The organism is Roseateles sp. DB2, assembly GCF_051857535.1.
Classification (GTDB): Bacteria; Pseudomonadota; Gammaproteobacteria; order Burkholderiales; family Burkholderiaceae_C; genus Roseateles_B.
Genome location: NZ_JBPZGY010000011.1, coordinates 113,563 through 135,401 on the forward strand (window position 1 = coordinate 113,563; position 21,839 = coordinate 135,401).

At 65.1% G+C, this 21,839-nt stretch carries 14 protein-coding genes; 2 read left to right on the plus strand and 12 right to left on the minus strand.

The window, feature by feature from the left end:
- Together cyoE and ACS5PK_RS16550 are read left to right on the plus strand one after the other, a co-directional pair.
- Positions 1 to 912, plus strand: coding sequence for a heme o synthase (gene cyoE, locus ACS5PK_RS16545; RefSeq protein ID WP_439441356.1), 912 nt, complete (start codon positions 1 to 3; stop codon positions 910 to 912).
- A gap of 4 nt (positions 913 to 916) precedes the next feature.
- A complete protein-coding gene (locus tag ACS5PK_RS16550) occupies positions 917 to 1,531 on the plus strand; it encodes an SCO family protein (protein WP_439441357.1) in 615 nt (204 codons plus the stop codon).
- Between the two features lie 384 nt (positions 1,532 to 1,915).
- Here the strand turns inward: ACS5PK_RS16550 and rpoH are convergent, their stop codons facing one another.
- The 12 genes from rpoH to ACS5PK_RS16610 form a co-directional block, all read right to left on the minus strand.
- On the minus strand, positions 1,916 to 2,830 hold the full coding sequence (gene rpoH / locus ACS5PK_RS16555) for an RNA polymerase sigma factor RpoH (RefSeq protein ID WP_439441358.1): 915 nt from the start codon (positions 2,828 to 2,830) through the stop codon (positions 1,916 to 1,918).
- A gap of 121 nt (positions 2,831 to 2,951) precedes the next feature.
- Positions 2,952 to 3,452 carry a chemotaxis protein CheW gene (locus tag ACS5PK_RS16560; RefSeq protein WP_439441359.1) on the minus strand — a complete coding sequence of 167 codons (501 nt, stop codon included), beginning with the start codon at positions 3,450 to 3,452 and terminating at the stop codon, positions 2,952 to 2,954.
- A 137-nt stretch (positions 3,453 to 3,589) separates the two neighbouring features.
- On the minus strand, positions 3,590 to 6,739 hold the full coding sequence (locus ACS5PK_RS16565) for an ATP-binding protein (protein ID WP_439441360.1): 3,150 nt from the start codon (positions 6,737 to 6,739) through the stop codon (positions 3,590 to 3,592).
- Positions 6,736 to 7,389, minus strand: a complete 654-nt coding sequence (locus ACS5PK_RS16570; protein WP_439441361.1) for a hypothetical protein — start codon at positions 7,387 to 7,389, stop codon at positions 6,736 to 6,738. The genes ACS5PK_RS16565 and ACS5PK_RS16570 overlap by 4 nt, the downstream gene beginning before the upstream one ends.
- Before the next feature lie 288 nt (positions 7,390 to 7,677).
- Positions 7,678 to 8,784 carry a D-alanine--D-alanine ligase family protein gene (locus ACS5PK_RS16575; protein ID WP_439441362.1) on the minus strand — a complete coding sequence of 369 codons (1,107 nt, stop codon included), beginning with the start codon at positions 8,782 to 8,784 and terminating at the stop codon, positions 7,678 to 7,680.
- A 267-nt stretch (positions 8,785 to 9,051) separates the two neighbouring features.
- Positions 9,052 to 9,876 carry a gamma-glutamyl-gamma-aminobutyrate hydrolase family protein gene (locus tag ACS5PK_RS16580; protein ID WP_439441363.1) on the minus strand — a complete coding sequence of 275 codons (825 nt, stop codon included), beginning with the start codon at positions 9,874 to 9,876 and terminating at the stop codon, positions 9,052 to 9,054.
- An 81-nt stretch (positions 9,877 to 9,957) separates the two neighbouring features.
- On the minus strand, positions 9,958 to 10,737 hold the full coding sequence (locus tag ACS5PK_RS16585) for a class I SAM-dependent methyltransferase (RefSeq protein ID WP_439441364.1): 780 nt from the start codon (positions 10,735 to 10,737) through the stop codon (positions 9,958 to 9,960).
- A 57-nt stretch (positions 10,738 to 10,794) separates the two neighbouring features.
- Positions 10,795 to 12,003, minus strand: a complete 1,209-nt coding sequence (locus tag ACS5PK_RS16590) for a MalY/PatB family protein (protein WP_439441365.1) — start codon at positions 12,001 to 12,003, stop codon at positions 10,795 to 10,797.
- Between the two features lie 225 nt (positions 12,004 to 12,228).
- Entirely contained in the window at positions 12,229 to 12,843 is a 615-nt protein-coding gene (locus ACS5PK_RS16595; protein WP_439441366.1) for a glutathione S-transferase family protein, read from the minus strand.
- A gap of 215 nt (positions 12,844 to 13,058) precedes the next feature.
- On the minus strand, positions 13,059 to 14,312 hold the full coding sequence (locus ACS5PK_RS16600) for an ATP-grasp domain-containing protein (protein ID WP_439441367.1): 1,254 nt from the start codon (positions 14,310 to 14,312) through the stop codon (positions 13,059 to 13,061).
- Positions 14,309 to 17,086 (minus strand): flavin-containing monooxygenase, encoded by a 2,778-nt coding sequence (locus tag ACS5PK_RS16605; protein ID WP_439441368.1) that lies wholly within the window; start codon positions 17,084 to 17,086, stop codon positions 14,309 to 14,311. Before ACS5PK_RS16605 ends, ACS5PK_RS16600 begins: the two co-directional genes overlap by 4 nt.
- Before the next feature lie 63 nt (positions 17,087 to 17,149).
- Complete coding sequence (locus ACS5PK_RS16610) at positions 17,150 to 21,670, minus strand: non-ribosomal peptide synthetase (protein WP_439441369.1); 4,521 nt, start codon at positions 21,668 to 21,670, stop codon at positions 17,150 to 17,152.
- Positions 21,671 to 21,839 lie beyond the last annotated feature (169 nt).

A 21,839-nucleotide genomic window follows, 5' to 3' on the forward strand; every position in this document is an offset into this window, starting at 1 on the left:
ATGGCCGATACGCCCGCTCCCGCTCCCGCGCTCTCCCGCTGGCAGCAGTACTACCAGCTCACCAAGCCCCGCGTGGTGCAGCTGATCGTCTTCTGTGCCGTGATCGGCATGGCTCTCGCCATCCCCGGCTGGCCCAGCCCTGGGCAATGGGGGGCCATCGCCGCCGGCACCCTGGGCATCTGGCTCGTCGCAGGGGCCGCGGCCGCCTTCAACTGCCTCATCGAGCAGCACATCGATGCCAAGATGAAGCGCACCGCCTGGCGCCCCACCGCCAAGGGCGAGCTGAGCCGGCCGCAAACCCTGCTGTTCTCCGCCGCCCTGTGCGGCCTGGGCATGGCCCTGCTGGCCTGGGGCTGCAATGTGCTGACCATGTGGCTGACCTTTGCCACATTCGTGGGCTACGCCATCATCTACACGGTGATCCTCAAGCCCATGACGCCGCAGAACATCGTGATCGGCGGGGCCTCGGGCGCCATGCCGCCTGTGCTGGGCTGGGCTGCCGTGACGGGCGATGTAGGGCCGGAATCGCTGGTACTGTGCCTGATCATCTTCCTTTGGACGCCGCCGCATTTCTGGGCCCTGGCCCTGTACCGCGCCGAGGACTACGCCCGTGCAGGCCTGCCCATGCTGCCGGTGACGCACGGCGGCGAGTTCACCCGCCTGCAGATCGTGCTGTACACCTGGATCCTGTTTGCCGCCACCTTGCTGCCCTTCCTGATCGGCATGAGCGGCTGGTTGTACCTGGCCAGTGCCTTGATCCTGGGTTTCTTGTTCTGCCTCCATGGCTGGCAGCTCTGGCGCGAGTACTCTGAGGCCCTTGCGCGCAAGACCTTCCGCTTCTCCATCCTGCACCTGTCGCTGCTGTTTGCTGCGCTGTTGCTGGACCACTACCTGCAGCCTCTGATGGCCTGACACCATGATCAAGAAACGTGCACTGCTCCTGGGCGCCGCGGGCGCGGCGCTGGGCCTGGCCCTGGCCGGCTGCGATCTTTATCAATCCAGCAAGAGCACCTTCAAGGGCGTGGACCTGACCGGGGCCAAGTACGCTCGCGAACTGCAGCTGCCTGACATCGACGGCCGCAGCCGCAGCCTGGCTGACTTCAAGGGCAAGGTGGTGGTGGTCTTCTTCGGCTTCACCCAATGCCCGGACGTCTGCCCGACCACCATGGCCGAGCTGTCCCAGGTGAAGAAGATGCTGGGCGCCGATGGAGACAAGGTTCAGGGAGTCTTCGTGACGGTGGACCCGGACCGTGACACCCCCGAGCTGCTGAAGGCCTACCTCGGCAGCTTCGACCCCAGCTTCGTGGCCCTGCGCGGCTCACCCGATCAGCTCAAGGCGGCGGCGCAGGAGTTCAAGGTCTACTACGCCAAGGTCCCCGGCAAGACGCCCGAGACCTACACCATGGACCACACGGCGGCCAGCTTCATCTTCGACACCGAGGGGCGCATCCGCGTCTTCTCTCGCTATGGCAGCGGTGCTGAGGCGCTGAGCCAGGACATCATGACGCTGCTGGGGGAGTCCCGGCGCTGAGCGGCCAATGGGCTGTCGCACCTCGCTCCCGGGTGGCTGGCGTCCGCATCCGGTGTAGCACTGGGGCCTGCCTGCCCCTCAATCCGCTGCCAAACGTCTGTGGCATGCGGCCTGTGGTGCGGCCTGTGGCATGCGCTTCGCGGCGACGGAGCCGCAGCATGTTGCCGCGCAAGCCTGGGCGTTCTGCCGGGTGCCCGACGGCGCACGGACCGCATCCGAAGCACTGCGGGTGTCGCTCTTGGCTGGACCGTGGCCCGCGCCGCAGGAAGTAAAAAGGGCTCCAGCCTGGATGGCTGAAGCCCTGGAGCATCGGCTCTGCCAGACGCTGGCAGCGACCTTGTCAGCAGGGGCTGGGCCCCTGGACGCGCCTGACCCGCAGGACGTTCATGCTGTTTCGCTGAGGGCCTTCTTCATTTTCTTCATCGCAGCCACCTCGATCTGGCGGATGCGCTCGGCGCTGACGCCATACTCGGCGGCCAGCTCGTGCAGGGTCATTCCACCCGAGGCGTCGTCGTTGACCTTGAGCCAACGCTCTTCCACGATGCGGCGGCTGCGCTCATCCAGTACCGCCAAGGCGCGGGTGATGCCATCGCCGGCCAGATCATCGCGGCCTCGAGCTTCCAGCACGCGGGTGGGTTCCTGGCTGTCGTCGGCCAGGTAGGCAATGGGGGCGAAGCTTTCGCCGTCCTCGTCGGTCTGGGGCTCCAAGGCGACGTCGCCACCGGCCAGGCGCGTCTCCATCTCCAGGACTTCCTCGCGCTTGACGTTGAGCTCGCGGGCCACATGCTCGATCTCGGCCTCGCTCAAGCTGGCTCGCTGCACCTGGTCGTCCGCCGCCTCGCCCTTGAGGCTGTGCTTCATGGAGCGCAGATTGAAGAAGAGCTTGCGCTGTGCCTTGGTGGTCGCCACCTTGACCATGCGCCAGTTGCGCAGGATGTACTCGTGGATCTCGGCCTTGATCCAGTGCATGGCATAGGACACCAGGCGCACGCCCTGGTCCGGGTCGTAGCGCTTGACCGCCTTCATCAGGCCCACATTGCCTTCCTGGATCAGGTCGCCCTGGGGCAGGCCATAGCCGAGGTACTGGCGGGAGATCGAGACCACCAGACGCAGGTGCGAGAGCACCAGCCGCCCTGCGGCCTCCAGATCACCCTGCTCGCGCAGGCGGCGGGCAAAGCTCTGCTCTTCCTCGGGGGTGAGCAGGGGCATGCGGTTCACGGCGGAGATATACGCGTCCAAATTGCCCAGCGATGGGAGCAGGGCCCAGGGATCGCGAACAGTCAGTGCTTGGTTGGACATGGAGGGTTCTCGCTTTCGGTGAAGCCATGGCTGGCTCCGACCCATTCATATTAGCACTCAAATGCGACGAGTGCTAATCGGCGAGCAAAATTCCCAAGTGCATGATTTATATGGAATATTCTCATTCCATCAAGCCGAAGTCCGGGCTGGCGATCATGGCTTCGATGTCCAGCAGGATCAACATTCGCTCATTGATGGTGCCCAGGCCGGTCACGAAGCGGGTGTCGATGGACGAGCCTACCTCCGGGGCCTGGCGGATGGCCGAGCGGGCCATCTCCAGCACGTCGGATACCGAATCCACCACCACGCCAACGACCCGGCCCACCACGTTCAGCACGATGACGACGGTGAAGGCATTGGTCTCGGCCTCGCAGCCCAGGCGGATGCGCATGTCCACGATGGGTACGATCACACCGCGCAGATTGACCACGCCCTTGACGAAGCTGGGCGAGTGGGCGATCCGGGTGGGTGCCTCATAGGAGCGGATCTCCTGGACCTTGAGGATGTCTATGCCGTATTCCTCAGCACCTATGCGGAAGGTCAGGAATTGCAGGACGGCAGGTGGGCTGTCGGCTTCCACCAGGGCGGTGCCGGGGGCAGGGGCGAGTTCGGTCGAAGTCATGGAGGGGGTTCTCGAGGCGATGCGGGCGAGGGCGCCCTTCAGCGGCTATTGTGCACAGACGGCCAAGCCCTCCGCTGATGGAAGTGCCTTGCTGTGCGACGCAATACGCGCTCCGGGGCGGAAGATCCATGGCTCATTCAGAGCGTGCCGCCGTCCTGGAACAGCGCGTCCAGATGCGCCAGCAGGGTCTGCAGGTCCAGGGGCTTGGTGAGATAGGCCCTGGCACCTAGGTCCAGGGCGGCTGCCTGCTGCTCCGGCAGTGCATTGGCAGACACGATGAACACCGGCAGCTCCGCGAGCCCCGGTTCCTGGCGAAGCTGGTGCAGGACGTCCAGGCCATCCATGTCCGGCAGCTGCATGTCCAGCAGCAGCAGGTCAGGGCGTTTGTGGCGCAGGGCTGCAAGGCCGCTGCGGCCATCCGTGCGCAGTTCGCAGTGCAGGGAGGGGCGTTGGGCCAGCATGGCCAGCATCAGTTCGGCGTTGACGGGGTTGTCTTCGATGTAGAGCAGCTCGCCGGTCCGGCCGTAGCTGCGCCTGGCGACGCCGGGCAGCTCGCGCGCGGTGGCCTGCGGCCCTTCCGCGGCCGGCAGGCGCAGCACGAAGCAGGCGCCGTCGCCCAGCGAAGCTTCGAAATCCAGGCTGCCGCCCATGAGCTCCGCCAGCCGGCGAGAAATCACCAGGCCTATGCCCGTGCCCTCGATGCTGCCGTTCTCCCGGCCCAGGCGGTTGAAGGGCTGGAAGAGCTGGGCCTGCTGCGCGGGTGTGAGCCCCGGCCCCTGGTCCTGCACGCGGATCTCGACCGTGCCAGGCGACGCGACCGTACTGCTGACGCGCACCTCGCCACCCTGGCGGTTGTACTTGATGGCATTGCTCAGCAGATTGCTGAGTACTTGCTTCAGGCGCGTGGCGTCTGCCTGCACCCAGCGGGCGTTGGCGGCCAGCCGCAGCTCGATACGAATGTCCTGCTGCTGCCATTGCGTCTGCAGCAGGGCGGACACCTCCTGCAACTGGGCGGGCAGGTCCTGGCGGTCCAGGGACAGGCGCATGGCGCCGGACTCGATGCGGGACAGGTCCAGGGTGTCGTTGATCATCTCCAGCAGGTGCCAGCCCGCCTGCTGGATCTGGTGCGTCCATTCCTGCTGGCGCCTAGACAGCGTCGGCTGGCCTTCCAGGCTCAGCAGCTGGGCGAAGCCGAGCATGGCGTTGAGCGGCGTGCGCAGCTCGTGGCTCATGCGGGAGAGGAACTCGTTCTTCGCCGCGCTGGCAGCCTCCGCAGCCTCCCGGGCGCGCTCCAGATCGCGCAGACGCCGCTGGTCGCCGATGTCCTCGACGACGCCGAGCAGGCTGTAGGGCTGCCCGTCCTCGTCGCGCAGCACGCTGACCAGGGCGCGGACTTCCACCTGGCTGCCGTCCTGGTGCAGATAGCGCTTGGTGCGCTGGTAGCTGCTGAACTCGCCGCGCAGCAAGGCCTGGCCCATGCGCTTGTCCTGCTCACGATCCTCCGGGTGCGTCAGGTCCAGGGTGCGGCGCCCCAGCAGCGCGGCCAGGGGATAGCCCACCATCTCGCAGAAGCGTGGATTGGCCTCGCGCACGGCGCCGTCCAGCTCGGTGAAGACGATGCCTATGGGGGCGTGCTCGAAGATGTTGCTGAAGCGTCGCTCACGGTCCTTCAATGCGGCGGTGGCGCGTTCGCGCTCGGCGATCTCGTGGCGCAGTGCTGCGGTGCGGTCGCGTACCAGGGCCTGGACGGTGCTGGTGCGGCCGGTCACGCTCAGCAGCAGCGCACCCAGCAAGGCGGTGCTGAACAGGGCCACGACGACGAAGGGAAGGCTGCTGGCGCTGGCCTGGGTGCCGAGGTCGTTGCGGGCCATATAGGCTGCGAGTGTCCAGCGCCGGCCTGCAAAGTCGATCTGGATCTCGCGCTGGGGCAGGTCGGCCCGCCGGCTCGCGCAGCCCGGCGCACCGGCCAGATGGCGTGCCTGGTCGGCGCTGCGGTCCAGCAGGCACAGCAGCAGGCCCTTGGGGGACCCAGGCACCTGGGCCAGCAGCAGATCCGGCCGTACCGTGGAGAAGACCACCCCCGTCGGCGCGCGTGCGGCGGCAGCGTCCACCGGGCGCACGGCCCGGTACACCACCACGCCCAGGGTCGGCTGCTCGTGTTGGCTGAGCATGAAGGCCGCGCTGGCCACGGGCTGGCGCCCATGCATCGCTGCGAGCAGGGCCTCGCGGGCATCCGGGATGCTCAGCACATTGATGCCCAGGGCCGCCCGGTTGACCTGCTGCGGCTCGATGTGGCGTATCACCACCATGGCCTCGCCGACAGGCGGGCGGACATCGCCCTGGCGTTGGCGGTCACGGCTGCGGAAGTCTGCCAGGCCGTCGCGGATGGCGGCGTCGTCCAGGGCCTGCACGTCGCGGCGCTCGACCCGGGCCGCGAAGCCCAAGGCGCTGACGCTTTCATTGATCCAGGGGCCGGCCACCTGGCGGAAGGTCTTCTGACTCATGCCGGGGGCCTGCTCCAGTTGCAGGGCCAGGGCCTGCACCGGCACCAGGGGCTGGAGAATGGCCTGTCTGCCGGTGGCCAGCAGCCCGTCGGCTTCGCGCTCGAAGGCGTTGCGCGCCGCATCGTAGTTCCATGCCTGCACGAGCTGGGTGCCATAGGACATCAGCACCGTGGCCAGCAGGAGCGGCAGCGCGACGTTGAGCCGGCGAGGTGCCCAGACCGCATGCGGCCGGCCGATCAGGCACAGCAGGATGGGCGCACCGATCAGCACGCCCAGCGCGTCCCCCATCCACCAGGACAGCCAGCTGTCCAGTGTCTGGTCCGGTGCCAGTACGCCAGCGCTGCGCAAGGCCAGCGTTGCCACCGTGGCGCTGATCATGCCGGCCACCCCTGCGCCGAGCGCGTTGAAGCGCAGCAGGTCCCAGGGCTCCACCAGGACCAGGGTACCGGGCAGGGCCCGGCGTATCAGCAGGGTGCCTACCACGGCCTGCAGCATGGCGCCGGTGCCGATGAGGCTGGATGTCAGCCAGGACATCTGCCCGCGTTCCTCGCCCAGCACGAGATTGAGCAGCAGCGAGCCCATCAGCACGCCGGGGCTGACCCGCAGCCCCCAGCACAGCAGGGCCGCCAGGGCCAGGCCTGCGGAGGGGAAGAGGGGGATGGCGTAGTTCGGCGCCATCGCCAGCTTCAGGCTCAACAGACCGACGCCGGCATAGCCCAGGGTCAGGGTCAGTGTGCGCTGCAAGGTCTGCCGCAGATCCTTGAGGAGGGCGTTGGATGTCATGCTCGGGGCGGCCAGGCAGCCGGCAGGCTCTGCGCGCGTCCAGGCCTTGGGTGCCCTGGATGACGGCGCTCAGCGCCTCTGCGACGAACGGGATGCGGGGCAGCACGGGCCGTGTGCCGGTGCGCCACCAGGACGGGCTCGGCCTGCTCTGTCGGCCCCAGGGACAGGTCCAGGCGGACCAGGCCCTGGGTCAGGGCGTGCCCGTGAGGCGCCACCGTCCGCTCCATGGCGCCTACGCCTGCGTGGCAGGCCGCCAGCTGGGCCAGGTCGCCGTCAGCACTGAGGCCGGGTCGGGCATCTGGGATCGCGGCGGTCAGGGGCTGCTTGACCGGCAGGTGTTCATGCGTTGGGGCCCTGTCAATCCAGTCGATCTGGCCTGGGCGAGGGAGGTCGGGCAGCCGGCGGGCATTGGCCGAGCTGGTACAGGCGGCCACGATGCAGCGAAGCTCGGCCGGCGTCAGCAGTTCCATGGCGCCGGGGCCTTGCAGGCGCAGCGGCAGGTCCGCCTGAGCACGTGCCACCGGGTTCGAAGGATTGCCCCCTGACTGCACCTTCAGTTGCATGCGGCGCGCGGCCTGGCTCACGCTGCCACCTTCCGCGACAGCCAGGAACAGGCGAACATCGCCCCAGCTCAGCGGCCAACTTGCCATCGATGTTTCCAGAAATGGATGGTCCTCTGCGAATTTAGCGCATTGTCAGGTCGAAACCCGAAGGGGACGCTGTGGCCTGCTCATGCCGCAGCAACTTCGTCATCCGGTACCGTCAGCCGTCCTCGCCTTGTGCTGGGCGCGAGACCCGCCACCCTGGGCGCCGAGCTGGGGCTGCCGGAAGCTGGCGGCATCCAGAGCGCCTGCACGCCTTCGTGGGGTCCGCCAGATGATCGACCTGTCCTGACCCGGCGCGGCAGCCGCACCGCTGGCTGCCAGCGTATTCGCGGCTCAGCGGCGCCCCATCGCGCGCTGGACCAGTTGGGTCACCTGATCCTGGATGCTGATACCTGATGCCTCGAACATGCAGGGAAACAGGCTGATCGACGTGAACCCCGGCAATGTGTTGACCTCGTTGATGAAGAGCTCGCCCTGTTCGCTGAGAAAGAAGTCAACGCGCGCCAGTCCGCTGCAAGACAGGGTCCGGAAGGCCTCGACGGCCATGGCGCGGACGCGGTCGGAGATCTCGGCCGGCAGACGGGCCGGCACCTCTGTCGTTGCGGGGCTGTCGGCCGCGTACTTGGCTGCATAGTCGTAGAACGCGTCTTGGGTGCCCGCCTTGATCTCGCCGACGACCGATGCCACTGGCTCGTCGCCGGTCTCCAGCACGCCGCACTCAAGCTCCCGGCCGACGATGCGCGTCTCGATGAGCACCTTTTCACCGTGCTCGAGCGCCCCCGCGAGCGCTTGCGCGAAGGAGGCCGGGTCGTCAGCCGGGGCTGTGCCTATCGAGGAACCAAGCGATGCGGGCTTGACGTAAAGCCGCGGCCCGAGTTGCTCGCTCACGGATTGCCAGGCGGGTGTCGGCTGACCGGCGAACTGCACGCGATAGGGGACGACGGGCAGGCCCGCGGCGCTCAGCAGTCGCTTCGTCACTTCCTTGTCCATCGTGATGGCACCCGCCAGCACCTTGGCGCCCACGTAGGGCAGGCCGCAGGTCTCGAACAGTCCCTGCAGGCAGCCGTCCTCTCCAAAGGGGCCGTGCAAGGCCGGGAAGGCGACGTCAATGCGCGGCAGGCCGCCCGCGACGGGCAGGCCATCCCTGGCAATCAGCTGACCGGCGCTGCCGGGCGCCAGGGTCACGGCGCAGGCACGGGCATCGACCTCCTGATGGAAGGTGTCCTGCGTCAAGGGCATGTAGCGCCAACTGCCGCCGAGCTCGATGCCTATGGGCACGACCTGGTAGCCGGCATTGCACAGTGCCGCATGGATGGTCGCCGCCGAGCGTATGGAAACGGCATGCTCCGCAGAGCGACCGCCGAAAAAAAGGCCTACCGTCGTGGCCGGACGATCGGCCTGCTTGCTGGCGGGCACACGCGGTGTCCGGTTCGGTTCCATCTGAGCTCCCTTGCTTGTCTATGGTCTTGTGCCTGGCCTCACGCGTGGCCGACCTGCTCTGCCGGCCATGCCGCCAGGGCTTGAAAACAGAATGTCAGGGGCCTCATGCTACAGGGATGTGCGTGCCTGCCGCCGCTCGTGGGCAGCCGTTGTGGTCCGGGGCTTGTGCCTCATGTGACGGGGCGCTGGCAGCCTGGCGCTTGCCGCTCCTTCGTCGCCAGTTCGCCCGATCGGGCAGGGCCGCCGGAAGCGGCCTCAGCCTGGCGCTCAGACCGCTGCGAAGGCGGGTTCCCGGTCCTGCACGGCCTGCCGCGCATGGTGCAGGAACTCGTCCAGGATGGGCGTGCAGTCCAGCAGTGCATCTCCTGCGCTGTGGTGGAACTCCGGATGCCATTGCAGGCCCATCACGAATGGCTCGCCTTCGAGGCGGATGGCCTCGATGACATGGTCTGCGCTCGAGACAGCCTCGATCCGCAAGCCTTTGCCCAGGTCCTTGATGGCCTGGTGGTGAATCGAATTGACCTTCCACTCGGCCTGGCGGTCCTGAGCCTGGGGGTACATCGCGGCCAGGGATGAGCCGGGGGGGAACTGGATGGCGTGATGCAGGTCTTCGTAGTCGTCGCTGACATGCAGACCAGCCTCCGGGAGGAAGGTGGCGATGTCCTGGTGCAAGGTCCCGCCGAAGGCGACGTTGATGAGCTGGCATCCCCTGCAGATGCCCAACACCGGCTTTCCGACCCGCATGAACTCGTGGAGCAGCTCCAGCTCATACAGATCTCGGATCCGGTCGCCCTCCCATTCCGGCTTGAGCGCGGTTTCGCCGTAGGTCAGCGGAGATACGTCGGAACCGCTTTGCAGGACCAGGGCATCCAGATGAGCCGCGAAGTCGCGGATGCGGACAGCACTGCGGTGGGCCGACCGAGGGGTGCTGACGGTGGGAATCATGAAGGCAAGGGAATTGCGCGACATCACCCAATGTGCTGCGGACTCTTCCAGGTAGGCGCGGGTCCGGCCGTAGTGACCTTTCACGCCTTTTTCTGGATGCAGCAGGCGCGAGGAGATTCCAATCTTCAGGGGTGGAGTTGACATCATGTATTCAAGCAGGATGGGTGGCTGTCGATCGGAGCGCCCCGCTGGGCGTGCGCTGCCTCCATGAGCTGGGCGACCGAGTCATCAAGACTTTCGCCGGTGCCTGTCCAGCGCCTCCCAATGCGCGCCAATCAAGGCAAATCGCTCACGCAGCTTGTACATCTGCGCGGAGGGTAGGGCTTGCAGATGGGTGATCGCCTCGGGAACCGAGGACCCCACCGCCACGATGCCCAAGCCATTGGCATGCAGGAGTTCGAAGTGGGGATACTGGCCCTTCAGCTCGTCCCAGAGCTTCCAGACGCCAAAGCCCGTTTCGCGCAGGTTGATGTCATGGAACAGCATGACGCCCTGCCGGGACATTTTCGGCAGCCACTTTTCAAATTCGGCCTTGACGCCCTCATACGAATGAGGACCATCGATGTGCAGGAGGTCGATGGAGCCATCGCTGAAGTTGACCAACGCTTCGTCGAAGGTCGTGCGCACCAGCTCCGCAATGCCGCCGAACTCGTTCCGGCAGAAATCGCCCAGGTCCAGGAAAATGCTGTCGTCAACCATGCCGTAATGCTCGGCATCAGCCCAGGTGTCGACCGCGTAGCAACGGCCCGGAATATGGAGTCGCCGCATGGCTTCGCAGAATGCGGAGAATGACACGCCATTGAAGGTGCCGAGCTCCACGATCACCTGCGGGTGCAGGGCGGCGACCAGCCAGTGGGCAAAGGGCACGTGCCCCCACCAGTAGCTGCTGGCCCCCAGCCGCTTGGGAACCCAGAAGACCGGCTCCAGGCCGGTGTCAAGCAGCGGAGAGAGCGAAAAGCCGTCTGTCGCCCGCGTGGGGCTCTCCTCGATGCGAATGAAAGCGTTCAATTTCAGCACTCCTTTTGATTCTGTGTCTTGTCCTGGAAAGGCAGCGGCCCTTCATCCTCAGGGCTGTCCGCCCGGCCTTGCCTGCGCCAGGGCGGCGCTCATGCGGTCCAGGGCCTCATGAAGGGTCTGGCGCGGGCAGGCGAGATTGACCCGCATGAAACCCTCGCCGCCCTGGCCGAAGCTGGCACCGCTGATGAACCAGACGCCCGCTTCATTCAGCATGAACTCTTCCAGCGCGGCATCCGTCAAACCGAGGCCGCGGCAGTCCAGCCAGGCCAGGTAAAGCGCATCAGGCTTGAAGACCTTCAGCGAAGGCAATGACCTCGCCACGGAATCTGCGAAGAGCTGATGATTTCCCCGCAGGTATGCCAGCAGTGCCTCCAGCCACGGTTCGCCGGCTCGGTAGGCGGCCTCGCAGGCCACCAGGCCCAGTGCATTCACCTCGGCCACGCCATTGCCTTCCATTTCGAGGCGTAGCCGTTGCCGAATCTGGACGTTCGGGACGACGATATTGGCGAGTTGCAGACCGGAGAGATTGAAGGTCTTGCTTGGCGATGTGCAGATGATGCTGTTCTGTGCAAAGGCCGGATCGATCTGCGCGAAGGCAAGGTGTCGGCAATCCGGGTTGATGAGCAGGTCTGCATGGATCTCGTCGGAAACAACGAGCACGCCATGGCGCAGGCAAATATCGCCCATCGCCTGCAGTTCGTCTCTGCCCCATACCTTCCCGACTGGGTTGTGGGGATTGCACAGGACGAAGAGCTTGGGACGCTCCTGCCTGATGACGGATTCAAATTCGGCCGGGTCAAAGGCATAGGACGCTTGCTGCTCCAGCAGCGGTGCGTTCACGACGCGCCTGTCGAGCAGACGGCAGAGCTTGCCGAATCGCGCATAGACCGGTGTCTGTATCAGGATGGCATCGCCGGGCGCGCTGAAGGCCTTGATGACCTGGGACAGGGCGGCGACCACCCCCGGTGTCTGCAGCAGCCATTCAGCTTGTACCTGCCAGCCGTAGCGCTTCAGCTGCCATTGGACGACGGCCTCCCGGTAGTGCTCGGTGACGAAGGAGTAGCCAAGCATGCCGGTGGACAGCGCCTGCCCGAGCGCGTCGACGATCGCCGGTGCGGTCGGGAAGTCCATGTCCGCCAGCCACATGGGCAAGGGCTCGGGACGCCCTGCCTGCAGGGGTCTTGGCAGCAGGTCGAAATGCCATTTCTCTGAGTTGCTGGCGCGCCGGTCTACGGGGCGCCCGAAGTCGTAAGGCATCTGAATACTCGATCGTGAGAGCAATGGGAGGAACTGCTCAAGGCATCAGCATGCCGGGCCTGGCGCGGCTCAGCCGCCGCGCGGCCTGGCACTGCGGGCTGCGCAGACGCTGCAATGGTCAGCTGGACTGCGCTGGGGCCGCAGCGGCGGCTGTGCCGACGAGGCTGACGCCACGAGCGCCATTGGGCTCCGCAGCGCAGCCTCGTACGGCTTGGTGCCGCTGGCTCAGTTCGCTGCCTCGGCAGGCTCATCCAGGGCCAGGGCGCGCTGGGCGGCAGGCCGGTCGGCCAGTCGCTTGAGCCAGTTCATGATCAGCTCGTTCTTGGACACGTAATCGGGATCCCAGGCCAGCGACCATTCCAGGGGGCCGGATACCAGGATGTCGGCGGCCGTGAACTGATTCCCCAGCAGATAGGGCCCTTTGGCAAGGGCTTCGCTGACCCGGCTGACCACACGCTGCGAATCCTTGACGGTCTTGGGATGCAGGCGGTCGCGATAGTACTTCCGCGTGGTGTAGAGAGGGTCGACCTCGCTGGCATAGAAAACGAGCCAGCTCAGGTAGGCGGCACGGTTGGCCTCGCCGATCTGGACCCCGAGACCCTTGGCCGGAAACGCATCCGTCAGGTACAGGGCGATGGCGCTTTGTTCAGTGACCAGCTGGCCTTCATGCTGGAGGGCGGGCACCCGCTTTTCCGGATGCGGATTCTTGGGATCGGGCGAACCGCTGCCATCGCTCAGCTGAATCTCGCAGTGGATGAGATCGTATTCAAGGCCCAGCTCTTCAAGCAGCCAGATGATTCGCGAAGAACGGGATTCGGGGGTGTGGTAGAGGGATAGCATGATGATGATGGGCTGAAGCGTGGAATGCTGGCGGCATGCCATGGAGCTGCCGCAGGTTTTCTTTGTCGTTGAATATGGAAAGGAATATTGATGGGGTCAATCGCCTCCCTTGAATATTCTTGAGGATGGGTTGCGGTCAAGGACCAGGGGTCGGACACCCCCCCGGCAGCGCCTGAAGCCCTTGCGGTGCGGCCTGGGCGCCGGGGAGGGGAACGTCAGTCCATGCCGTCCTTCAGCACCCTGGCCCTGATTTCACGGGCCTGTGCGGCGATGGCCTCGTAGCTCTCGCCCACGAGCCAGAAACGCGCCAGGCAGCTGCGGCCACCCGTTTGGTGCCAGTCGATATAGGCGTCCCCGGGGAAGATTTGCGCCGTCCGCACGATGCCAGGCATGTGCTGCACCTGCGCGAAGGCTTCCTCGTCGAGCAGGTCCCTGACATAACCTTGCCTGCTGGTGGACACGGCGAACATGCCGCCAACCCCTTTGGGCGGGCCCGCAGCGTCACTTGCTTCGATGGGCAGGCCAGCAGCGAGTTTGGCGATGAGGGCGTACTGGGATTTGCCAAATACCTGCTTGTAAAGGGCGGTCATGGAGACGCAGGCGCGGCCATTGATTTCCGTGATGCGGATGTCATCGTTTGGCAGCACCCACAGCTCCACATTCCAGAAGCCGTTCTTGATGCCGATGTTTTCCACCGCATCCAGCGCTGCCTGCACGACGCGGTCCAGCTCTGCGGCCCCGAGGCGCGACGGAACGCTGTTGTTGTCGAGTGCGCTGCCGACGCCGTCGAAGTAGTTGTTGTCCGAGACAGCCCAGATGGCATGGCGCCCCTCGGCATCTGTCCAGCCTTCGACCGCATGCTGGGTGCGGCAGCTCACGAATTCCTCAGCCATGAACATGTCATGCATGGCCAGCGGGAATCGATCTGCATCCACATAACGACTGAACAGTTCCTTGTAGGGGCGTGCAAAGGCGGGGAGCTTCTCGCGCAGCTCAGCCACGGCCTCCGCCAGTTCCTGCGGCTGCGTCACGGTTGTCTGCAGCAGGCTGAAAAACAGCGAGGGCGGCTTGAGATGACTCGGGAAGGTGATGTCCCGCATCCAGTCATCCTGATCCAGCCGGAATCCCTGGAATCGAATGGGATGGCGTTCTCGGGATCGTGAATAGTATTTGTGGTTGGCCAGAAACATGGCTTCCACGGACGGGGTCGGTAGATTCAATGCCTGTCCCATCACGGCGCCACAGAAATTGGCGAGGTCCTCGGTGAAGAAAATGCCGTCGACGGCGTGCTCCTTGCCCATGCTGATGCCCTTGCGGACAAATTCGATGGGGTCGAAGCTCTGCAGTGAGGCGTCGTAGGAGCGCCAGCCGGGATCGTCCAGATACACGACGGCGATGCCTTTGTCGGCCAGCGCATCCAGTTCCCGCCGGTCTTGCGGCGACGGCAGCAGTGCAAGCAGCTTTTTCACGAGACGGTCTCCATTGTCAGTTCCTCTTCTCCCAGGAAATCCTTCACATGGGGCAGCAGCATGTCGGCGTCGCGCCCGCCATTGCACAGGCAGGTCGAGCTCAGGCGCTGGATGTTGAACATGCCCATGAAGAACAGCCCCGATACGGGGGCCACCCCGTCCTGTCCCAGGGGATAGCCGTGGGAATCAAGGATTCCATCGACATGCAGCCAGCTCCAGCCGGCGTTGAAGCCTGTTGCCGCCACCACAGCCGAGATGCCAGCGCTTGCCAGATCCAGCTGGGCCGGCGATTCCTCGGGTAGCCAGCCTGAGCTCATTTCCATGGGCAGGAAGCGCTCTTCGTCCTCGTGTGGAGGCTCCTCGCGGTCCTCGTAGTAGATGTCCGCAATATTCGAGAGCTTTTCGTACTCTGCCCGGGTGCCGGCGATGGCGCGCTCGACCTGCGGCCTGACATCCCGGAAGCTCAGGACCTGCCCCTGCGTCTGTTCCAGCTTGCCCAGGAGCGTGACTCCGCGCTGCGCCATGAGCTGCAGGCTGATGGAACGGCCCAGGCCGTCACTCCCCTTGCCGGAGACCAGGGGGAACTCGGTGGTGCGCGCCCGGAACAGGGCGCCGGGAATGCCCATGCGTATGGCGGGATCCTCGCTGACGTGGTTGTGCAGCAGGCCGCCGATGTCCCACCACTCCATGAAGTCCTTGCCACGCAGGCGCCGGATGTTGGAAGGCCGGTCGGACAAGGACCAGTAGACCTGGCGGCCGGCATCGAGCAGGTCTTCGACGATCTGGGCACCGGACTGCCCCCCACCGACGACAAGCACCGCCCCTGCGGGCAGGTCCTTGGGGTTGCGGTATCTGGAGGAATGGATCAACTCCACGTCGGCGCTGAGGGACTTCAGCGGCGCGGGAATCCTGGGCGCCGCATATTCACCGGTGGCGACGATCAGCGCCTTGGTTTCAATCTCGCATGCCGGGGTTTCGAGCAGGAAACGTCCTTGCGACTTGCGCGCGGAAATGACCTTGACCTGGGTGGCGACGGGCAACTGGTTGGCATCGGCATAGCCCGCAAGCAGCTGCTGTACCTCCGCATGCCCCATGAATCCCTGCGCCGTCGTGCCTGGCAAGCCGGGCAACGCGATCGTTGAATTCGGGGTATTGATCTGGAAGGAATCCCAACGGTTCTTCCAGGAGGCGCCCACACTGTCCGCCTCCAGGACCAGATGCTCGATATTCTGGGACTTCAGGGTGTGGCTCATGCTCAGGCCGGCCTGACCGGCGCCGACGATGACCACCTCCGTCGAGATGCGCATGCCCGTCTTGCCCATGCGGTGCAGCAAGGGGCCGCGCAGCGGTGCCGGAATGGCGTCCCACTTCACCTGGAGGAACTGTGTCGATGGGCTGTGCTCGGAGGAGCGTCCCGCAAACTCGTCGAACACCTGTGGCCGGATGCCGCGCTGACGGCAGCGGTCCACGGCCTGCAGGCACTCACGATGCGAGGGCACGCATTCCCAGGCGACATGCTCCGCGTCGAGGAGGTCGCGCCAGTTGGAGCGGTTGTCCAAGTCCTCGAACAGGCTGACAGGCGTGCCCATGACCGTCTTGGCATAGGCCTCGCCCAGCATGGAGGACATCATCAAGTAGGAGAAGCAGCATTTCGGGCACTTGCGGCACCACGGCTTGTCAATATTGCAGGAGTGCGCTTTTGCCAGCATCTCTGGTTCAGAGGCGGCGATGGCATAGATGACGGTGTCATAGGCGCCGCGCAGTGTGCTGGAGAAACCGTCCTTGAATTTCTGGCCCGTCAGCAGGCGGAACAGGTTCGTGGATATCTCCTGGTATTCCACGCTCTTGCACCATTGGTGGTTGATGTCCTCGCCATTCCATACGGCCATGGTGCGGTCAGCCGAGGCCTCGATGTTGAACCACACGCCGGAATAATCGTGCTCGAGAATGATCGGGATATAGCCGACGTAATTGGCGGTATGCCCGACTGCAAAGTCCGACTTGATGTGATGGGTCTCGACGCCCATGTGTGCAAACCGGCTGTCCTCGCTGGAGAAGAAGTCGTCGGACACTTCCACGGTGATCAGCCGCCGTTCCTCACGGGTGGCCACGGCCCGCAGATCCTTGAGCAGATCGCGTTGCAGCTTGTGTGCCCCGCCCAGGGGCAGGGTGCCTTCATAGATGTCATAGGGCACCTGCGCATCGTTGAGCAGCAGCATGCCGACCAGAGAATCCTTGCCACCGCCGTTGGTCAGGAGAATGCGGCGCTTCACGTCCGGCGCGGCGGCAGTGTCGCCACGCGCCTGTATCTCATCAACGGGCGCGCTGATGCACCGGGGCAGGTCCTGGCTTCGATACTCAAAGGCGTTGCGATAGCGCCATTCGCCAAACTGCCTCAGGAAGCAATGGCGCCACATCGCCTTGACATCGTCAGACATGGCAAGCCCGGCGCACAGGCTGAGCGTTTCACCCCCCAGGGCAAGAAAGCGCATGCAGTCCCAGGCGACGATCGCCCCCAGGATCTCAGGCGCCCGGCCTTGGAGCCCGTGCTTGCGCCACAAGGCATCCCAGGACGGGATGGAGTGGTAGCTGATGGTGGAGGTGAAGCATTGCCCCGCCACCTCGACGATGGACTTGATTCGGGCAGGGTGGTCGTCAAGGCTGAAGGAAATGACCTTGACATCGAATTTTGAATTTGAAAACACACTGTTCCCCTCAATAAAGACAACGATGGCAGATGTGCAAATTTCTGGAGTGCATAGGCGAGAGAGCAAGACCGGCGTGTGGCCTCGGCTTTCCTGCAAAAGCCGGGGGCGCGAGCCTTTGAATCCCTTGCGTCAGATCACGATGGCCGCGGCGCTTTGCGCGAAGGCGGGGCGTTGCCCCTCATGGGCCATCTGGACCAGGCACTCCTGATACCGCTTGAAGAAATCCTCGGCTTCCTCGTCCTTGAATAGCGAGCTATTGAACTGGATGTGAATGCCGAATCCTTTGGTGGAATCCGATGTGGTTAGGTATAGGTCATAATATGAACTTCCCGCTGGTTCCGTCAGTTCGACCGGCTCTGCGTGGCTGCGAATGAATTGAGATGCCGAGCCATCCGAGAAATTCTGGTGGATATGGAATATCTGGGCTCGCTGGCCATAAGCAGGTCCCAGTATGGTCGGATCATTCAATTCATTGACCGGGTGCATCAGAATAGGAGCCATGTCCAGGACATGGGCCAGTTGTTCAAAGGCCTGCCGGGCGACATCCAGTGGGGATTTGCCTGCGGACTGCAGGCGCAGCATCCACGACTGCAGAAACCATCCGAATGTGCTGTTGTATTCAGGTCTTGGACGGTTGGTGAAACGCGATGAGACGAGGATGTCATCGGATTCGTAAATATCGCGAACCACCGATGCCAGGGCGCCGGAGGCCAAGGCAAATACGCTGACGCCTGTTTTTGCGGCGAGTTGCTGCAGCCCCTTGGAAATCTGGCTGTCCATCAGGGCCTGGCGCGCGAAGGTGTCGTGCATATAAGGCCTGGGACGGGCGCGTTCCCGCTCAAAGGGGATGGCAGGCACCGTGTCCGGCAGCAGGGTGTGCCAGTAGTCGCGCTGCGCCCGGACGGCCGCGGAGGTCAAGGCTGCATCTACCCAATGTGCATATTCGAAATATTGGGGAGGGCGGGGCTGGTTCTGGGTCTGTTCACCAGACAGCGCCCGCAGCAGATCGCACCACAGGATTTCCATGGACATGCCATCGGCGATGCCGTGATCGGCCAGCAGCGTGAGATAGCAGGACTGGCCTCGCGTGGCGTGCACGCAAAGCTTGAACAGCGGTGCGCGATGCAGGGGGAAGCTGGTGTCCTGCAGGGCACGCACCGAGGCTTGGATGGCCTCGTCGTCCAATGCCTGCTCGTCGTAGACCAGGGCCTGGTCCAGCAGCGCCTCGGTGTCTGCCAGACGTTGTTCCAGGCGCGGCTGGCCGCGGACCGCGACGAAATGAAGCCGCAAGCCTTCGTGGCGGTCCAGTAATGTGCGCAATGCCTCACGGGCCGTGGCCGCATCGAGCTTGCGGGCGTAGCGCAGGGTCAGGACGATGTTTGCCTTGGGCCAGCCCTCGCGGCGGAAGTATCGCCAGCGGGTCTTCTGGTTGGCCGTTGCGGGCCTGCGATTCGCAGCCCCCAAGCCGCCCATGGACCCTGCCTGGGGAGCCGGCAGCGCGGCGGCATCCGCCACCAGCAGCTCAGCCAGTGACTCGATGGTGGGCGAGGCGAAGAAGGGCTTCAGGAGAAACTTGCAACCGAGCCGGCTGGCAAGCAGGCCCTGCATGCGGATGGCCAGGAGCGAATGACCACCCAGGGCGAAGAAGTTGTCGCGGACCCCGATCCGGTCGATCTTGAGCACTTCTGACCAGAGCGTGGCCAGGCGCTGCTCGCTGGCATTGCGTGGCGCCACGTAGTCGCCTTCGGCCAGGTCTCGCGATGCAGCAGGCAGGGGCAGGGCTTTGCGGTCGATCTTGCCGTTGGCATTGAGCGGGAACGCGTCCAACTGGACCAAGGTGGGCGGCACCATGTACTCCGGCAGGGTCCGCTGCAGATGGTCGCGCAAGGCCTGCTTCGTCAGGCCAGGCGCCACCACATAGCCGACCAGCCGCTTGCCGCCGCTTGCATCGGCCAGCGCCACGACAAGCGCTTCCTTGACACCGGGGCAAGCCAGCAGTGCGGCCTCTATCTCGCCCAGTTCGATCCGGAAGCCCCGGATCTTCACCTGGTGATCGATGCGACCCACGAAGTCGATCTTGCCGTCCGGGAGGTAGCGAGCCAGGTCTCCGGTGGCGTACATCCTGCTGCCTGCGGCCCCGAAGGGGTTGGGGACGAAGCGCTCGGCCGTCAGGTCCGGGCGGTTCAGGTAGCAGCGCGCCAGGCCTGCACCGGCGAGGTAGATCTGGCCTGTCACGCCCACGGGCACGGGCGCGAGCTGGGCATCGAGGATGTAGGCCTGGGTGTTTGTGATCGGCCGGCCTATGGGAGCCACCGCTTGATCGAAGCCTGCATCGAAAGGATGGCAGGTGGCGAAGGTGGTCGTTTCCGTCGGCCCGTAGGCGTTGCTGAGCTGGCAGCCGGGCAGTGCTGCCTGCAGCCTGCGAACGGCCCTCACCGACAGCACCTCGCCACCTGACAAGAGCTGCCTCAGGCTCTGCAGCGATTGCAACTCGGCCTCGCAGAACTGGTCGAACAAGGCGGCCGTGAGCCAGAGGATGCTGACCGCCTCACGGCGCACCAGTTCGCGCAGCTCGTCCACGGACACCAGTCCAGGCGGTGCGATCACCAGCCGGGCGCCATTGAGCAGGGCGCCCCAGATTTCGAAGGTCGAGGCATCAAAGGCCAGCGGCGCGTTGAGCAGAAAAGTGTCCCCGGCGCCCATGCGCGCATAGGTCGTGCCCTTGACGAGCCGCAGGACGCCGCGGTGCTCGATCGCGACGGCCTTGGGGCGCCCCGTCGACCCCGAGGTGTACATGCAGTACGCCAGGTGGCCGGCTTGCGTCGTGATGGGGGGGTGCTGCGCTGTGCCGGCGGGGGGTAGCGTGCCTGGGTCGTCCACGCACACCCAAGTGCTGTCGAAAGCGGGGAGCTGCTGCTGCAGGAGTCTGCTGGTGATCATCACCGTGGGGGCCGCGTCCGACAGCATGAAGCTCAGGCGCTCCGTGGGCAGGCGCGGGTCCAGGGGCAGGTAGGCGCCCCCGGCCTTCAGGATGGCCAGCAGTGCGACCACCATCTCGAAGCTGCGCTCCAGGCAGATGCCGACCAGCGCATCGGGCCTGACGCCCAGGGACCGCAGCTGCAGGGCCAGGCGCTCGGCCCTGTCATCGAGCTCGGCATAGCTGAGCTGCCGGCCTTCGAAAACCAGGGCCACCGCCTCCGGCGTGCGCCTGGCCTGCTCCTCAAAGATCTGATGGATGCAGCGGTCCTGGGGGAACTCGCGCTGGGTGTCATTCCAGTCCACGAGGATCTGCCGCCGCTCCTCGCCGGACAGCAGGGGCAGGTCGCGGACCAGGGTCTGCGGCTCGGCGACCACGGCGGCCAGCAAGGTCTTGAAGTGACTGACCATGCGCTCGATCGTGGGGCGATCAAACAGGTCGCAGTTGTACTGGATCGCGCCGCGCAGCTGGTCGCCCGATTCCAGCAGGTCCAGGGTGAGGTCGAACTTGGCTGTCGGTGTTTCGCCGATGCGCTGCGGGCTGAGTTCCAGCCCGGGAAGAGGGGGCGTTTCGCCGACGTCACTGCCGTAGGTGAGCATGACCTGAAAGAGCGGCGAATGGTTCAGGCTGCGGTCGGGCTGCAGAGCCTTCACCAGCATCTCGAAGGGCAGGTCCTGGTGGTCGTTGGCATCCAGGACAGACTCGCGCACCTGCTCCAGCACCTGGAGAAAGCGCTGGCCCGGGGCGCTGCGCACGCGCAGCACCAAGGTGTTGACGAAGAAGCCGATCAGCCCTTCCAGCTCTTTTCGTGGCCGCCCGGCCACTGGGTAGCCGATGCAGACATCACCCTGGCCGCTGTAGCGGTGGAGGAGGATGCCCAACACGGCCGAGACGGCCATGAAGGGCGTGGTGCGGGTTTGCTGGCAGAGCCTGCGCAAGGCAGCGCTGGTGCTCCCCGCCAGTTCAAAGGGGATGAAGGCGCCGCGGTGGCTCAGCAGAGCAGGGCGGGGGCGGTCCAGTGGCAGGTCGATCAGCTGCGGCGCACCCTCGAGGGTCCGTCGCCAGAAGTCGAGCTGGGCAGCCAGTACGTCGCCCTGTAGCCATTGCCGCTGCCACAGGGCGTAGTCCGCGTACTGGATGGGCAGCTCGGGCAGCGGAGAGGGCTGACCCTTGGCAAAGGCCGCATACAAGGCGCCCATTTCGCGCATCAGCACATCGATGGACCAGCCGTCCGAGATGATGTGATGCATGGTCAGCAGCAGCACATGCTCCGTGGGCGTCATGCGCACAAGCAGGCCGCGGATCAGCGGGCCCTCGGCCAGGTCAAAGGGGGCATCTGCCTCGTGCTGCAGATGCAGGCACAACTGCTCCTCGGGCTGGGCCGCCGCTGACAGGTCAAGCTGAACGAGGGCGAACTCGGCGGACGCTGCAATGAGCTGGACCACATCATGTTCGCGGTCCGCCTGCATCACCGTGCGCAGCACCTCGTGCCGGCGCAGCAGTTCATTGAGCGACTCCCGAAGCGCGCGGACGTCCACCATGCCCCGCAGCCGCCAGGCGACGGACATGTTGTAGAGCCCGCTGCCGGACTCGTACTGGTCGATGAACCACAACCTCTGCTGAGCAAAGGAAGCGAGAACGCGGTCACCTGCTGCGGGCGAAGCCTCAAACATATCTGTGTTCTTCTTGGGGTGCGTGGCTGAAGCGATCAGCGCTGCGTGGGTTCTTTCAGGCCGTCTGGCCTGTGCTTGATGGGTCAAGCTTCTCAAGCCTTGCCATGCCTTGTCTGCCTCGATGGATCGGGTGTGCAAGCCGTTCGTGATGACGGGCGCTGTGAGCGAT

What these genes read in the sequence shown, in the direction of transcription:
- cyoE (WP_439441356.1), top strand. Translation starts at nt 1, where the DNA reads ATGGCCGATACGCCCGCTCCCGCTCCCGCGCTCTCCCGCTGGCAGCAG.
- ACS5PK_RS16550 (WP_439441357.1), top strand. Translation starts at nt 917, where the DNA reads ATGATCAAGAAACGTGCACTGCTCCTGGGCGCCGCGGGCGCGGCGCTG.
- rpoH (WP_439441358.1), bottom strand. Translation starts at nt 2,830, where the DNA reads ATGTCCAACCAAGCACTGACTGTTCGCGATCCCTGGGCCCTGCTCCCA.
- ACS5PK_RS16560 (WP_439441359.1), bottom strand. Translation starts at nt 3,452, where the DNA reads ATGACTTCGACCGAACTCGCCCCTGCCCCCGGCACCGCCCTGGTGGAA.
- ACS5PK_RS16565 (WP_439441360.1), bottom strand. Translation starts at nt 6,739, where the DNA reads ATGACATCCAACGCCCTCCTCAAGGATCTGCGGCAGACCTTGCAGCGC.
- ACS5PK_RS16570 (WP_439441361.1), bottom strand. Translation starts at nt 7,389, where the DNA reads ATGGCAAGTTGGCCGCTGAGCTGGGGCGATGTTCGCCTGTTCCTGGCT.
- ACS5PK_RS16575 (WP_439441362.1), bottom strand. Translation starts at nt 8,784, where the DNA reads ATGGAACCGAACCGGACACCGCGTGTGCCCGCCAGCAAGCAGGCCGAT.
- ACS5PK_RS16580 (WP_439441363.1), bottom strand. Translation starts at nt 9,876, where the DNA reads ATGATGTCAACTCCACCCCTGAAGATTGGAATCTCCTCGCGCCTGCTG.
- ACS5PK_RS16590 (WP_439441365.1), bottom strand. Translation starts at nt 12,003, where the DNA reads ATGCCTTACGACTTCGGGCGCCCCGTAGACCGGCGCGCCAGCAACTCA.
- ACS5PK_RS16595 (WP_439441366.1), bottom strand. Translation starts at nt 12,843, where the DNA reads ATGCTATCCCTCTACCACACCCCCGAATCCCGTTCTTCGCGAATCATC.
- ACS5PK_RS16610 (WP_439441369.1), bottom strand. Translation starts at nt 21,670, where the DNA reads ATGTTTGAGGCTTCGCCCGCAGCAGGTGACCGCGTTCTCGCTTCCTTT.